The 15,346-nt window shown below is 56.1% G+C and carries 13 protein-coding genes; 7 read left to right on the top strand and 6 right to left on the bottom strand.

Annotation, left to right across the window (positions count from 1 at the left end; all coding sequences use genetic code 11):
- The first annotated feature begins 79 nt into the window (after nucleotides 1–79).
- From CMN55_RS07770 to CMN55_RS07740, 7 genes are all read left to right on the top strand, one after another.
- Nucleotides 80–1,030: a complex I NDUFA9 subunit family protein gene (locus CMN55_RS07770; protein ID WP_293949121.1), complete on the top strand. Its 951-nt coding sequence runs from the start codon at nucleotides 80–82 to the stop codon at nucleotides 1,028–1,030.
- A gap of 304 nt (nucleotides 1,031–1,334) precedes the next feature.
- A complete protein-coding gene (locus tag CMN55_RS07765) occupies nucleotides 1,335–2,777 on the top strand; it encodes an NAD(P)-dependent oxidoreductase (RefSeq protein WP_293949119.1) in 1,443 nt (480 codons plus the stop codon).
- 18 nt (nucleotides 2,778–2,795) lie between these two features.
- Nucleotides 2,796–7,358 carry a glutamate synthase large subunit gene (gltB, locus tag CMN55_RS07760; protein WP_293949117.1) on the top strand — a complete coding sequence of 1,521 codons (4,563 nt, stop codon included), beginning with the start codon at nucleotides 2,796–2,798 and terminating at the stop codon, nucleotides 7,356–7,358.
- A 196-nt stretch (nucleotides 7,359–7,554) separates the two neighbouring features.
- The gene (locus CMN55_RS07755; RefSeq protein WP_293949115.1) at nucleotides 7,555–7,827 is read left to right on the top strand and encodes a hypothetical protein; all 273 of its coding nucleotides are present in this window, start codon (nucleotides 7,555–7,557) and stop codon (nucleotides 7,825–7,827) included.
- Between the two features lie 85 nt (nucleotides 7,828–7,912).
- On the top strand, nucleotides 7,913–8,581 hold the full coding sequence (gene fzlA, locus CMN55_RS07750; protein ID WP_293949113.1) for an FtsZ-binding protein FzlA: 669 nt from the start codon (nucleotides 7,913–7,915) through the stop codon (nucleotides 8,579–8,581).
- Nucleotides 8,562–9,719: a tRNA epoxyqueuosine(34) reductase QueG gene (queG, locus tag CMN55_RS07745; RefSeq protein WP_293949111.1), complete on the top strand. Its 1,158-nt coding sequence runs from the start codon at nucleotides 8,562–8,564 to the stop codon at nucleotides 9,717–9,719. Before fzlA ends, queG begins: the two co-directional genes overlap by 20 nt.
- Nucleotides 9,716–10,204, top strand: a complete 489-nt coding sequence (locus CMN55_RS07740) for a class I SAM-dependent methyltransferase (protein ID WP_293949109.1) — start codon at nucleotides 9,716–9,718, stop codon at nucleotides 10,202–10,204. Before queG ends, CMN55_RS07740 begins: the two co-directional genes overlap by 4 nt.
- A gap of 5 nt (nucleotides 10,205–10,209) precedes the next feature.
- Here the strand turns inward: CMN55_RS07740 and CMN55_RS07735 are convergent, their stop codons facing one another.
- The 6 genes from CMN55_RS07735 to CMN55_RS07710 form a co-directional block, all read right to left on the bottom strand.
- Nucleotides 10,210–11,007, bottom strand: coding sequence for an SDR family NAD(P)-dependent oxidoreductase (locus CMN55_RS07735; RefSeq protein WP_293949107.1), 798 nt, complete (start codon nucleotides 11,005–11,007; stop codon nucleotides 10,210–10,212).
- A 61-nt stretch (nucleotides 11,008–11,068) separates the two neighbouring features.
- Nucleotides 11,069–12,271 carry an adenylate/guanylate cyclase domain-containing protein gene (locus CMN55_RS07730; RefSeq protein WP_293949105.1) on the bottom strand — a complete coding sequence of 401 codons (1,203 nt, stop codon included), beginning with the start codon at nucleotides 12,269–12,271 and terminating at the stop codon, nucleotides 11,069–11,071.
- 52 nt (nucleotides 12,272–12,323) lie between these two features.
- The gene (gene xth / locus CMN55_RS07725; RefSeq protein WP_293949103.1) at nucleotides 12,324–13,127 is read right to left on the bottom strand and encodes an exodeoxyribonuclease III; all 804 of its coding nucleotides are present in this window, start codon (nucleotides 13,125–13,127) and stop codon (nucleotides 12,324–12,326) included.
- A gap of 95 nt (nucleotides 13,128–13,222) precedes the next feature.
- Entirely contained in the window at nucleotides 13,223–14,044 is an 822-nt protein-coding gene (locus CMN55_RS07720; protein WP_293949101.1) for a phytanoyl-CoA dioxygenase family protein, read from the bottom strand.
- Between the two features lie 20 nt (nucleotides 14,045–14,064).
- Nucleotides 14,065–14,658: a hypothetical protein gene (locus CMN55_RS07715; RefSeq protein ID WP_293949099.1), complete on the bottom strand. Its 594-nt coding sequence runs from the start codon at nucleotides 14,656–14,658 to the stop codon at nucleotides 14,065–14,067.
- Between the two features lie 64 nt (nucleotides 14,659–14,722).
- Nucleotides 14,723–15,331 carry a LolA family protein gene (locus CMN55_RS07710; protein ID WP_293949097.1) on the bottom strand — a complete coding sequence of 203 codons (609 nt, stop codon included), beginning with the start codon at nucleotides 15,329–15,331 and terminating at the stop codon, nucleotides 14,723–14,725.
- Between the last annotated feature and the right edge of the window lie 15 nt (nucleotides 15,332–15,346).

Genomic DNA, 15,346 nt, shown 5'->3' with positions numbered 1-15,346 from the left:
TTTATGCGGGTAGATAATGGCATAAAACAGGACAAATTGGACATCGCCTGTCCGCTGCCTTTGACGAGAGGAAAAAACAATGTCGGGTCAATTGATAACCATTTTCGGAGGATCCGGTTTTATCGGCCGTCATCTGGTGGGGCGTCTTGCGGCCAAAGGGTATCAGGTCCGCATTGCGGTGCGCGATACCGAAAGCGCGGCGCCCTTGATGACCCAGGGGAATGTCGGTCAGATTGTCGGCTTTAAAACCAATGTCCGGAATCAGGCGTCAGTTGAACGCGCGGTTGCCGGGGCCGACGTTGTGATCAACCTTGTCGGCATCCTTTTCGAGAAGGGGGCGCAGAACTTTGGCCGTCTGCATGTTGATGCGGCGGAGCGTATCGCCGCCGCCTCCCGCAAGGCCGGGGTTGCTCAACTCATACATATGTCAGCTCTCGGGGTCTCAAAGGATCATGAAGCGGCTTACGCCCGCAGCAAGGCCGTCGGTGAGGAGCTGGCAAAGGCCGAGTTTCCGGAGGCAACCATTCTTCGCCCGTCTGTGGTGTTTGGAAATGATGATGACTTCTTCAACCGCTTCGCCGGCATTCTGTCCCTGGCGCCGGCTTTTCCTCTCGCCGGGGGCGGGGAATCGAAGATGCAGCCGATTTGGGTCGAAGATTTGACCGACGCCATTGTCCGGATCATTGAAACGCCCGCGGCGCGGGGCAAGACTTACGAGCTGACCGGGCCGGATGTCTACAGTTTCCGGGAACTGATGGAAAAGGTTCTGGAATTTACGGGACGGAAATGCCTGCTGTTGCCGGTGCCGTTCGGCGTCATGCGCGCGATGGGGGCTGTCATGTCCCTATTGCCGGGACGGCCGCCGCTGACCGCTGATCAGGTCGCGCTGCTGAAATATGATAATGTGGCGAAGGGCGATTTTCCCAATCTGGATACGCTGGGAATCACGGCGGCGTCAATCGATGCCGTTGTCCCCGAATATCTGAGGCGATACCGGCGAGGGGGCGGTCTGACGCATGTCTCATATTAATAAGTCCGATTCGGACCTATTAATATGAGCGCCATGACATTGTTGATAAAAAATGAAGGCAAAATGATAATGAAGTAAAAAAATATGTCAGCTACTTTGACATAAATATCATTTTTCGCTGGTCATCCCCTAAATTTTGCGTTATCCAATACGTCGGTCTTTAGAATGATTCCGAATGCCTCTTCGTCTGTGCCGTGCTGTCGTGAGGGGCGGAATAAATATAACCTGACTGATTGGTAAGTGCGCCTGACGTTCATGATTCATTGTTGAACGCGGCTCTGTGCGCTCGAAATGGGAATGCCCGATGACAGAAAAAATGCTGAAATTTGTATCGCTCGAAAAAAAGATGCCGCCCAAGCGGGCGGCTGACAACCGTCGGCAGGATTTCAATGAAATCTATGACGAGTTTGATCAGGATCGGGCGAAAGAACAGGCAAGCCGCTGTTCACAATGCGGCATTCCCTTCTGCCAGGTTCATTGTCCTGTCCAGAATAACATTCCCGACTGGTTGATGATGACGGCGGCCGGGCGGCTGGAAGAAGCATATGAAGTCAGCCAGGCAACCAATAATTTCCCGGAGATTTGCGGCCGTATCTGCCCGCAGGACCGCCTGTGCGAAGGGTCCTGCGTGATTGAAAAGGGCTTCAATTCCGTCACCATCGGTGCGGTGGAAAAATATATTACCGATACGGCCTGGGAAAATGGCTGGGTGAAGCCGACCAAGCCTGTCGTTGAACGCGAGCAGTCGGTCGGGGTGATCGGCGCGGGGCCGGGCGGGCTTGCGGCGGCGGATCAATTGCGCAAGAAGGGCTATCAGGTGCATGTCTATGACCGCTATGACCGGGCAGGCGGATTGATGATTTATGGAATCCCGGGCTTCAAGCTGGAAAAGGAAGTTGTCGAACGCCGCTCCCGCCTGCTGCAGGACAGCGGCATCACCTTTCATCTGAATTTCGAAGTAGGCCGCGATGCAACCCTTGCTGAGCTGCGAGAGCGCCATGACGCCATTGTCATCGCCACGGGCGTGTACAAGTCGCGGGATATCGCGGTGCCGGGCAGCGGCCTTGGCGGTATTGTCCCGGCGTTGGAATATCTGACGGCATCGAATCGCAAGGGTCTTGGCGATGATGTGCCTGCATTCGAGGATGGCACGCTGAATGCGACGGGCAAAAATGTTGTGGTCATTGGCGGCGGTGATACGGCAATGGACTGTGTCCGGACAGCCGTGCGTCAGGGCGCAAAGTCCGTCAAATGCCTTTACCGGCGGGATCGCAAGAATATGCCCGGATCATTGCGGGAAGTGGTCAATGCGGAAGAGGAGGGTGTCGAATTTGTCTGGCTCTCCGCGCCGAAGGCGTTTCTCGGCGACACATCGGTGACCAGCGTCCGGGCGATTGACATGCATTTAGGTATTCCCGATTCAACGGGCCGTCAGGTGCCGGTGGAAATCGACGGTTCGGAGCATGATATTCCCTGCGATCTTGCCATCAAGGCGCTGGGTTTCGATGCGGAGGATATTCCGACCCTGTTCAATGAACCGAAGCTGGACGTGTCGCGCTGGGGCACAATTTCGGTGAATTTCAAAACGGCGATGACCAATCTCGACGGCGTGTTTGCCGTTGGCGATATTGTCCGCGGGGCGTCCCTCGTGGTCTGGGCCATTCGCGATGGCCGGGATGCAGCGGCTTCCGTGCATCAATATCTGGAAAAGAGAGCGGCAAGTGAAAAGCGGGCGCTGGCGTCCTGATAAAAAGGTGGTGACGATATGACGAAAAACATCAAGAATCTGTCGGCGGGTCTCTCGCAAGGCGAAGCATTCGTCAAATCCTGGACGGATAACGCTGCCTTTCTGGCCGAAAACGGCATGTATGACCCGGCGGAGGAAAGGGACAATTGTGGCGTTGGCCTGGTGGCGGCGATTGACGGCAGACCCTCGCGCGCTGTGGTCGAAGCGGGCATTGACGCCTTGAAGGCGGTCTGGCACCGTGGTGCTGTCGATGCGGATGGCAAGACGGGCGACGGCTGCGGCATCCATGTCCAGATCCCGCATGATTTCTTCAAGGAACATATCATGCGCACCGGGCATGAACCGATTGACGGCAAGCTGGCCGTTGGCATGGTGTTCCTGCCGAAAACCAACTTCGAAGCGCAGGAGACCTGCCGCACGATTGTTGAAAGCGAGATTCTCGCTTTCGGGTATTATATCTATGGCTGGCGGCAGGTTCCCGTTGATGCAACGATCATCGGCGAAAAGGCCAATGCGACTCGTCCGGAGATCGAGCAGATCATGATTGCCAACACGCGCGGTGTTGACGATGATGAATTTGAACGGGATCTTTATATCATCCGGCGGCGGATCGAGAAGAACGTGCTGGCCGCGCATATCAGCGGATTTTATATCTGCACGCTGTCCTGCCGGTCGATCATCTATAAGGGCATGTTCCTGGCGGAACAGCTTTCCAGCTTCTATCCCGATCTACTGGATGAGCGGTTTGTTTCCAGCTTTGCCATCTATCATCAGCGCTATTCGACCAATACATTCCCCACTTGGAATCTGGCGCAGCCGTTCCGTATGCTCGCGCATAACGGCGAGATCAATACCATCCGCGGCAATATCAACTGGATGAAAAGCCATGAAATCCGCATGGTTTCCAACACGTTCGGAGACCGCTCCGACGATGTGAAGCCGATTATTCAGGCGGGCGGGTCCGACAGCGCCGCGCTGGATGCGGTGTTCGAGGTATTGGTCCGCGCCGGTCGCAGCGCGCCGATGGCGAAAACCCTGTTGATCCCGGAAAGCTGGGGCAACAAGGAAAATATGCCGGTCAAGCACAAGGCGCTTTACGCCTATTGCAACTCGGTCATGGAACCGTGGGATGGACCCGCCGCCATCTGCGCGACGGATGGCCGCTGGGTTATTGCCGGGCTTGACCGTAATGGTCTCCGGCCGCTTCGCTATACCCTGACGCAGGACAACATGCTGATTGTCGGCTCGGAAACCGGCATGGTGCCGGTTGATGAAATGAAGATTGTGCGCAAGGGGCGGGTGGGCCCCGGCCAGATGATCGGTGTCGATCTGAAGAAGGGCCGGTTTTATTTCGACCGCGAACTGAAAGACCGGTTGGCGAATTCCCAGCCCTTCGACAAGTGGATCGAAAATACTGTCGATCTGGGCAGTAAGATTGCCGGCGCCAAAGAGGTCCGCCGCTTTGACCGTCAGGAACTGCGTAAGCGGCAGCTTTCGGCCGGCTGGTCGTTGGAAGACCTGGAGCTGATCATCCAGCCGATGGCGGAGGATGGCAAGGAAGCCGTCGGCTCCATGGGCGATGACACCCCGCTGGCCGTTCTGTCCAAGCAGTATCGCGGTTTGCATCATTATTTCCGCCAGCGTTTCAGCCAGGTGACCAATCCGCCGATTGACAGCCTGCGTGAACGCAGCGTCATGACCTTGAAAACACGTCTTGGCAACCTCAACAACATCCTTGACGAGGACAAGAGCCAGGCGGAAATTCTGGCGCTCGAATCCCCGGTCCTGACCAATGGTGAATTTGAAGCCATGCAGGTCTACATGGGGAACACGGCGCAGGAGATTGATTGCACCTTTGATATCGCCGACGGGCCGGAAGCTCTCTCGACTGCGTTGCGTCGTATCCGCAAGGATGCTGAAAACGCAGTCCGGGGCGGCTGTGCGCATCTCATTCTGAATGATATGAATATCGGCCTGAACCGGGCGCCAATCCCGTCTATTCTGGCGGCGGCGGGTGTGCATACGCATCTGGTGAATGAGGGGCTGCGCACTTTTACATCGATCAATGTTCGCTCCGGTGAATGTCTGGATGTGCAGTATTTTGCGGTGCTGATCGGCGTTGGCGCGACAACGGTGAATGCCTATCTGCTTCAGGAATCAATCGTTGACCGGCATGACCGTGGCTTGTTTCCGGGGCTTGATGTTTCAGCCTGCCTTGCCCGCGCAAAGGAGGCAATCAATCAGGGCCTGCTCAAGGTTATGTCGAAAATGGGCATTTCGGTCATCAGCTCCTATCGCGGCGGTTATAATTTTGAAGCTGTCGGCCTGTCGCGGGCGCTGGTTGCCGAGTTTTTCCCGGGCATGCCGTCGCGCATTTCCGGCATCGGCCTGCCGGGCATCCAGCACAAGATTCTGGAGCAGCAGGAAAAGGCGTTCCGCAGCGATGTCATCAGTCTGCCAGTTGGCGGAATCTACCGCTATCGCGCCTCCGGTGAAGTACATTCCTTTGACGGAGAGCTGATTCATATTCTGCAAACTGCCGTCGAAAAGGACAGCTATTCGCTTTACAAAAAGTATAGCGAAGGGCTGCGCAAGATGGCGCCTGTCAATCTGCGGGATCTGCTGGACTTTAAGTCACCGCGCAAACCCATCCCGATTGACGAGGTGGAGAGTATTACGGAAATCCGCAAGCGGTTCGTGACCGGCGCCATGAGCCTCGGGGCACTCAGCCCGGAGGCCCATGAAACCCTCGCTATTGCCATGAACCGGATCGGCGGCAAGTCGGACAGCGGTGAAGGCGGCGAAGATGTCGCGCGCTTCAAGCCAAAGCCGAATGGCGATAACGCCAACTCGGCAATCAAGCAGATCGCATCAGGCCGCTTTGGCGTGACGGCGGAATATCTGAATAACTGCGAAGAGATCGAAATCAAGATCGCGCAAGGGGCGAAACCCGGTGAAGGCGGACAGCTTCCCGGCTTCAAGGTATCGGAAATGATTGCCCGCCTGCGGAATTCGACGCCGGGTGTGACACTCATCTCCCCGCCGCCGCATCATGATATCTACTCGATCGAGGATCTGGCGCAGCTTATCTATGATCTCAAGCAGATCAATCCGGATGCGCGTGTCTGCGTGAAGCTGGTGGCGGAAGTGGGCATCGGCACTGTGGCGGCAGGCGTCGCCAAGGCCAAAGCCGACGTGATCATGATTTCCGGCAATTCCGGCGGAACGGGTGCAAGCCCGCAGACATCGGTCAAATATGCCGGTGTGCCATGGGAAATGGGCTTGCCGGAAGTCAATCAGGTGCTGACCCTCAACAAGCTACGCCACGGCGTTCTGCTGCGCGTCGACGGGGGCATGAAGACCGGCCGCGACATCGTCATCAGTGCGATGATGGGCGGTGAGGAATACGGGCTTGGTACGGGCGCGTTGGTGGCGCTGGGCTGTATTCTGGTGCGGCAGTGTCATTCCAACACCTGTCCGGTCGGCATCTGTACGCAGGATGAGGAACTGCGCAAGAAGTATGAGGGGAACGCCGACAAGCTCGTCAACCTTTTCAGCTTCCTTGCGGAAGAGGTGCGTGAAATTCTGGCGCAGCTCGGCTTCCGGTCATTGCAGGAAATCATCGGTCGCAGCAGCCTGCTCTCACAGGTCAGCCGTGGATCTGCGCATCTGGATGATCTCGACCTCAATCCGCTTCTTGCCGAGGCGGATGCAGGCAACAATCCACGCTATTGCGTCAATCAGGGGCCGATCCCGGTTCCGGAAACGCTGGACGCGCAGATGATTCTGGATGCGGCCAGTGTTTTCACCAAGGGCGGGGAAAAGAAACAGCTTGCCTATAGCATTCGCAATACGCATCGCGCCATCGGGACGAAGCTCTCCTCGCGGATCGTCCGCACTTTCGGTATGCGCGGGCTGGAGCCTGGTCATATCACGGTGCGTCTGCGGGGCTCCGCCGGTCAGTCGCTTGGCGCGTTCGCTGTGCAGGGGCTGAAACTGGAAGTTCTGGGCGATGCCAATGACTATTGCGGCAAGGGCTTGTCCGGCGGTTCTATTGTTGTCCGGCCGCTCACCTCCAGCCCGCTGAAATGGAATGAAAACGCCATTATCGGCAACACGGTTCTGTATGGTGCGACATCCGGCTATCTTTACGCGGCGGGACAGGCCGGGGAACGCTATGCCGTGCGCAATTCCGGTGCAATCTCCGTCGTGGAAGGCTGCGGCACCAATGGCTGTGAATATATGACCGGTGGCATGGTGACCATTCTGGGATCGGTGGGCGATAATTTCGCCGCCGGTATGACCGGGGGAATGGCATTTATTTATGATGCGGATAATCTGCTGCCGGTGCATATCAATGACGAATCGGTTGTTTATCAGCGGCTTGCCTCCCGTCACTGGGAAGAGGTGCTGAAAGGCATGATCGCGGATCACGTGGAACATACCCAGTCGCCGTTTGCCGAATCCCTGCTGGCCAACTGGAGCTGGGAGCGGGAGCATTTCTATCAGGTCTGCCCGAAGGAAATGATCAACAAGCTGGCGCAACCGCTGTCAGATGAGATGGCGCAGCAATCCGCCTGACGATCAACCTGTCGCCCATTACAAGCCGGGGAAGAAATTCTCCGGCTTTTTATCAGGAAATTTCTGCCCACCAGCAGAGAATTCCGGGCGTCTGCGTATAAAGAACTGCGGAAAACCGGTATTATCTGATATCCGATAGTGGCACGCGGTTTGCTTCTCTTCATGCAAATATTTGCAGTCGTCAGGAGAAGCAGACATGGATTCGTCAACAATTTCCACCTCACCGGCGCCGGAGGGCCTGTCCGCATCCTGTGCTGATCCCATCATCAACCCCGAAGATGTCAAATGGGCGGCCCGGCGCTATATCCTGATCTATGGCGAAGAGGCGCCGGATGTGGCGCAAAGTCAGGTCACGCACCTTGACCAGCAGGGCAAAATCCGTGTGGCCGAGATGTTTGATCGCATCCGCCACGAATGCGCCCGGCTTCTGAAGCAGAGTGAAAAGCTGCTGATTCATCCCATCAACTGACTGAACGGGGCGGGTTGCAAGATTTTTAGCAAAATCCTGCAAACAGCCTATTCTCCATTTATCTCTCATGGGGTAATGTCGCCCCATGCGAACACTCTATCATTTCTGGATTTCTCCCGCCTGCCGTAAAGTCCGGCTGGCCATGGCGGAGAAGGGCCTCAAATTCGACCTTAAAATTGAAAAGCCGTGGGAGCGACGACCGGCATTCCTGGCCCGTAATCCGGCCTGTGAAGTACCGGTGCTGGTCGATGAGAACGATATTGTCTTCTCCGACAGCCAGTCGATCTGTGAGTATCTGGAAGAAACATACAAGGAAGTCCCGCTACTTCCGAAAGATCGGGTGGAGCGGGCCGAGGCGCGCCGTCTGATCGGCTGGTTTGACCGCAAATTCTATTTCGAAGTGACGGATAATCTGGTCGAAGAAAAGATCATGAAGCGGCTGACCCGCACGGGCACGCCAAACACGGCGGCGATCCGCGCGGGCCATCATAATATCCATTACCACCTGGAATATATCACCTATCTGGTGGAGCGACGCTCCTGGTTGGCGGGGGATGATTTTACTCTCGCCGATATCGCCGCCGCCGCGCAGCTTTCCAGCGTTGATTATCTGGGTGATGTGCCGTGGGAACAGCATCCAACCGCCAAAATCTGGTACGCCCGCGCAAAATCCCGACCGAGTTTCCGCGCCATTCTGGCGGATAACCTGCCCGGAATGCCCGCCCCGTCCCATTATGCCGACCTCGACTTCTGATCCGGAAAAAAAGGGTCTGACTGCGGGTCTGCTCCGCCGTCTGGCGAGGGAAGAGGGGTTTGATACCGTCGGTTTTGCCGCCGCCGACTTCGGCGATCTGCCGGGCCGCCGCCTTGATGAATTCATTGCGCTGGACCGGCAGGGGGATATGGACTGGATCGCCGAGAAGGCGGACCGTCGACGCCATCCACAGGCATTGTGGCCGGAGGTGCGCTCTGTCATCATGCTGGGTCTCAACTATGGCCCGGAAATGAGCCCGCTGGAACTGGCGGCGCACGCGGACCGGGGTATCATTTCCGTTTACGCGCAGGGCCGCGATTATCACGATATTCTCAAAAAGAAGCTGAAAAGCATGGCGCGCCGTCTTGTCCGTGAGTATGGCGGCGATGTAAAAGTCTTCGTGGATACTGCGCCGGTTATGGAAAAGCCGCTGGCGGCGGCGGCCGGGCTCGGCTGGCAGGGCAAGCATACCAATCTCGTTAGTCGCGAGTTTGGCTCCTGGCTGTTTCTTGGGAGTATCTTCACAACTCATGAAATCATGCCCGATCCGCCGGGACATGGTGGTTGTGGCTCCTGCTCTGCTTGTCTCGATGTCTGCCCGACAAAAGCTTTCCCGGCGCCCTATCAACTGGATGCCCGGCGCTGCATTTCCTATCTGACAATCGAGACAAGAGCGCATATTGATCGCGAAATGCGCCCTCTGATCGGCAACCGGATTTATGGATGCGATGATTGTCTGGCTGTTTGCCCCTGGAACAAATATGCGAAAAAAGCCTCCGAACTTGGGTTTGAACCACGGCCGGAATTGACGGCCCCGATGCTGGCGGAACTGGCGGTCCTGGATGATCCGGCCTTTCGGGCGCTCTTTTCCAAATCGCCGGTCAAACGGCTCGGACGCAATCGGTTTGTCCGCAATGTCCTGATTGCCATCGGCAATAGTGAAGACGGGGAATATCTGCCTCTCATTGAAAATTTGCTGGAAGATCCCTCACCGATTGTCCGGCTTGCGGCGGTCTGGGCGCTTGGCCGGATTGCGGAGGGTTCTCAATTTTGGCAGTTACGTGATAGGCTATACGATAATGAGTCGGACCACGATGTCCGCGAGGAGTGGAGATTAAGTAGCGGGGGTAAAGAATGAGTAGGCTTGACAGTTTTATCCGGCGGATGAATGCCCAACGGGATTGCCTAAATTTTGCGGCGGCAATTATCAAAGACACATCCGGCAGCGTGATAGAGCTGGGCCTTGGCAATGGCCGTACCTATGATCATCTCCGCAGCCTGTTGCCGGATCGCGATATCTATGTGTTTGACCGTCATGTGAAGGCCCATCCCGATTGTATCCCGGATACGGAGCATATGATTGTCGGCGACTTTCTGGAGACGGTGCCGAAGGCCCTTCAACATATGAAATCGAAAGCCGTGCTCGCCCATTGTGACATTGGCTCCGGTGACAAGGAAGCGAGCGTGGCGCTTGCCCGGATGCTCGCACATAGTTTGCCAAAGCTGCTGGCACCCGGCGCGGTGATCGTCAGCGATCAGCCTTTTGATGTGGCTAACTGGCAGCCCTGGCCGCTGCCCGACGGCGTGGCGGCGGGGCGCTATCACCTCTACCGCCAGCTCTAGTCAGATCACCTTGCGAGATATCCACCGTCGATAACAAATTCCGCGCCCGTGACAAAGGCCGCTTCATCCGACGCCAGATACAGGATCATATCGGCAATCTCGGTTGCTTTGCCGAGCCGCCCCAAGGGGTGGGACTGTTTCAGGCGGGTTTCCTCCGCCTCCCGGTCATTGGTGGCGATCTTGTCGAAGCGTCGCATCACCATGGGCGTTTCGATATAGCCGGGATGTACGGAGTTTACCCGCACTTTATATCCCTTCTCGGCGCATTCGATGGCGGCGGCCTTGCTAAAGAGGCGCACGGCCCCCTTGCTGGCGCAATAGGCTGTCAGGTTCGTCATGCCGGAGATTCCAAGAACCGATGAAATATTGATGATGGATCCGCCGTCTCCGTCTTTCATGCGGTCCACCGCCGCCTGTGTGCCAAGGAAGGTGCCGTCCATATTGATGCGCATTGTGTTCTGCCAGAAATCGTAGGTCATATCAAGAAGACCCTTGGCCCGGCCTATCCCGGCGGAATTGACCAGAATATCCAGCTTCCCCCAGCGATGGCTTACGGCATCGACAACCTGCTGCCATTCTTGAGGATTTGTCACATCGAGGTCCTGATAAAAAGCATCATGTCCAGCGGCCGTCATTTCTGCGACGAGCGCGGCGCCCTTTTCGGGTTCAATATCACTGAGGGCGACTTTTGCCCCTTCTTCGGCAAACCGGAGAGCCGTCGCCTTGCCAATGCCCGATGCCGCCCCCGTCAAAAGGGCGACCTTTCCCTGAAGTCGCCCTGTGTTTTGCTGTGCCCCTGCCATGTTTGTCTCCCATGTTATAGTTGAGGGAAACTCTGCCGTATGCGACGACAGGGAGCAAGTCTTAAGCGTCGGTAATTTCACCCAGTAATCGGTATGTCTTTACGGGTGTGTGGCCGCGAAGCGCCATTTCCCCTTGTAATTCAATAGAAAAATGATCGTCTAAAAAGCCTGCTGTCTTGTCAGAGAGGAGGATATCGCCTGTTTGTGCGGCCTGCTGAAGCCTGGCGGCGACATTCACCGCATCACCCCAGATATCATAGGAATATTTGCTTTGCCCGATCACGCCCGCCACAACCGGGCCCGTATTGAGGCCGACCCTGAGACCGAGCTCGTTATGCTCCTCCCCTGCGAGGGTGTTGACATAGGCCATGGCGTCGAGCGCAAACGCGGCGGCCTCGCGGGCACCTGCTGCCGCATCATTGGTGAGGCCACCGCACAGCATATAGGCATCCCCGATCGTTTTGATTTTTTCAAGGCCGCGCGCAGTGGACATCTCATCAAATCTTGAAAAAACCTTGTCGAGGAAACTGACAACGGTTTCGGGCTTGCGGTGCATGGCATAGCTGGTAAAGCCGGAGATATCCGCAAACAGGATCGTTACATTGTCGAGCCGGTCCGCGATAGGGTGCTGCTTGTGTTTCAGCCGTTCGCCGATGGCTTCCGGCAGCATATTGCGTAGCAGCCCGTCACTGCGGCGTCTTTCGGCGGATAACAGGGTGAGCGTTCGGTCTTTCTGACCAAGAAAATAGGTGAGAAGAATAAAGGCAACGAGGGAGACGCCGGTCAAATTCATGACAAAGAGCAGGGTGATCAGATGATCAGGCAGGCGGAAATTGTCATGATATGGCTGAAGGTCGATGAGGGCGCCAAGTCCGATCAGAAGGAGAAAGGCAAGAAACCAATAGCCCGCCTGCTTCCGTCCCGAGAAGATGAGGGCTCCCATCGGGCTGGTCAGTGACCAGATGACAACCGCTGATGAATTGATAAAGCCGCCCAGCTCCCACATCAGCAGAAACGGCATGAGGAGAGAAAGCAGGAGCTGGCTTGTCCTCAGGAGTGGATAGCCTTTTTCATGACGGCAAAAGACGAGCATGACAAAGGAAATGGCGGCAAAAGCCCAGGGGATGGCGGCGGCCGCATATTCCCCGAACCAGGCGAATATAGCGCCCCACAAAAGGGCGGCAACGGTCATCATCAGGGAGGCCAGAACCAGCAGCCGATGAGATAATTCCGTATCGCTTTGCGATGTCTCGACAGTCGTCATTTGCGGATTATTCCGGCCTTCCCCGCAAAGGGCAAGCAATAAGCAAGCCGGATTATTTCAAATCCGCAAACTCGAAATCGACAATTACTGGCGCATGGTCGGAGGGCTTTTCCCAATCCCGCGCCTCTGTGGAAATCTGCATGGCCTTGAGATGCGGTTTGAGCGCGGGCGTGATCCAGACATGATCCAGCCGCCGTCCGCGATTGGAGGCGCGCCAGTCTTTCGCCCGGTAGCTCCACCATGAATAAAGCGGCTCGGGCTCCGGCACAAAATGGCGCATGGCATCGATCCAGTCATGAGATGCATAAATACGCGCCATATGCTCCACCTCGATCGGGGTATGGCTGACGACTTTCAGAAGCTGCTTGTGATTCCAGACATCTGTCTCAAAGGGCGCGACATTGAGATCCCCGACAAGAATTATCCGGTTGTTATCCGACCGACGGGCGGCGAACCAGTCGCTCATTTCCGTCATGAAATCCAGTTTGTGAGCAAATTTGTCATTGAGGGTGATATCCGGGATATCGCCTCCGGCCGGGACATAGAAATTATGCAGCTCCACCCCGTTTTCCAGCGTTATTGCAATATGCCGTTTGTCATCCCGGCCGCACCACAGTCTGGTTTCGGCGGGCGCGAACGGCAGTTTGGAGAAGATGGCGACGCCGTTATAGCTTTTTTGTCCCGCAATCAGGGAATGCTCATAGCCCAGCTTCGTAAAAGCCTTGAGGGGAAAGTCATGGTCGGTCACCTTGGTTTCCTGCAGGCAGAGAATATCCGGCTGGTGGTGGGTGACGAACTGCTCCACATGGTCAAGGCGGGCGCGGACGGAGTTGATGTTCCAGGTGGCTAGTCTCACTTGTAATCCTCTATCGGTTGGCGGGCGTATCGGCGGTTATGCCCTTGTCTCATTCATACGGCCGGGATGAACGCCCGACGGCATTAGTCATGTGATTATTTTCCGCTGCGGGCGGCCAAATAGTCTTCGATTGAGCCCGGTTCCTGATAGACGAAGCCGAGCATTTCCCGTTCCGCATCAGTCAGGCTGGCGGCATCCATAGCACGCGGGAGATTGATCTGCTGCTTGAAATAGGGAATGTTGAAAAGATGGTTGACGGCGCGGCGTTCCTTTTGGGTGCTATTAAAGCCGCCGCCATGGAAAGTCATGCAGTCGAGCAGGATATATTGCCCGGCTTTTGCCTCTATCTGTAGGGCATGATCGCGGATATAGCTGTCGGAGGGGAAGCTTTCGCTTTTATGGGAGGCGGGCAGCACGAAAGTGGAGCCATTTTCGCGGGTGAAATCATCGACACAGAACAGCGCATTGATGGCGAGCGGTCTGCTGGATGTAAAATGCTGATACGGCAGGTCACGGTGCCAGATGGCCTGATTGTATGTTTCCCCGGGCGGATTAACGATTCCGTTCTGCTGGTTGAGGAAATATTTCCCTTCGATCAACTGGCCAAGAACTGCATGCAAATTTGCATTCATGATGAGTTTTAAAAAGGCGGGCCCGCCATGCGTCACAGCCGCTCGGATCGTGTGAAATTCGTTTGCCTGTTTTAATTTTTCCACATTCCATTTCTCGACATACCGCGCGCGGGTGGTATTGAAATCATCGGAAATGGCGGCAAGCTCGTCCTTTGTAAAGCCGGAATCAAGGAGAGCATATCCCAGGCGGCGGATTTGCTCGGCAATTTCCGCGTGGCGGGAGGCGGGATTATCCTGGCGGAGGACGCCATAAAATTGAGCGGGCGGGGTGTCTGTTGCTGTCATATCTCTGTTTCGCCTGTCTTTCAGAAAATATGGAAACTGCCGCCGGTCAGCGCAATCGGCCAGTGGCCCTGCTCATACAGCCGGTATTTGAGTGCGAAGGGATGGTCATCCTCTTCCCCTGCCGCGAGGACGAGGGCAGCCTGATGGCAGGCCTGGACGGCCGAACCAATGGCGGCGCGGACAAGCTCCTGATCATCAATCCCCGCATCATCAGTGACGGCTTCAAAGGCGTCTGTGATGACTTTGGAGGCGGTGGCGGAAACATGGGTGAGGGCAAGGGTGAGGTCTTCCTCGCTCATGAGTTCGAGGGCCGCATCGGTGAGCGCCATGCGAAGCTGTTCCTCCGCTTCCCACCAGTCGCTGTTAAACTCGGGATTGGCGGCGGCATAGGCCGCATCTTCCCAATCCGCCACTTCCGCAACATATGCGGCGGGAAAGCCGAGAGTGTCCATATAGGCGCGCGCAATCGGAAATACAGATCGTGCGAGCGGCTCGCCAATGGCGGAAAACCAAGCAACGGCCGGGATCAGCTTGTTGAAGCGGACGACCGACCGCAGGGTCGGGTAATCCTCGATATCGGGGAGGTCGTCATCAAACTCGGCGTCATAATCCATATCGGGCTCGTCTATCCTTGCAGCTTACAGGATATCTAACATGGATTTGATGGTCCGTTCATGTTTATTCGTAATCGCTGTCGAAGAAGGTGAAGAGTTCCGGTTTCAACTGGACGTTCTTTTCGATCTTGCCGAGGCTGATGCTGGTGACCTGTCCTTGCGCATCGGTGACGAGCCACTGGCGTAGCTCGAAGGGTTTGTCGCTGAAGATCAACACGATGTTACCTTCGTCCGGGTTTTCCGTATCGACAATGCTTATCCGCAGCGTTCCGGCGTCATGCTGGACATCCGTTACCGTCACATCCCCGCTTAGTGAGACATTCTCTTTCAGCAGGATATTGACCGGCGTTGCGACTAGCGGCAGACGGGTCGTTTCTTTCAGCTCCTTGTCGTGAAAGACAAGCCAGAGCCCGTCCGCAACCACCAGAATTTGCGCAGGCGGTTTATATTCAAACCGCATGCGGCCGGGTTTGCGCATATAGACATCACCCTCCGCGATGCCACCGGAGGAGTCGATCTGCAGGAAGTCGGCCTTGAAGGTCTTGAGCGTATCGAGATAGGCTTCGGCACGGGCAATCTGCGCCTTGTCGTCATCACTCAGGGCTGCATGGGCAGGCGTCATCCCGACCACCATGATCATCAACGCAAAAAACGCATAAAGGGGCTTGGGCATGTACTGCATGTTCTC

Origin of the sequence: Sneathiella sp., assembly GCF_002694385.1 — a bacterium.
In the GTDB taxonomy this organism is placed as follows: domain Bacteria; phylum Pseudomonadota; class Alphaproteobacteria; order Sneathiellales; family Sneathiellaceae; genus Sneathiella.
This window is presented reverse-complemented; position numbering and strand designations above follow the sequence as displayed.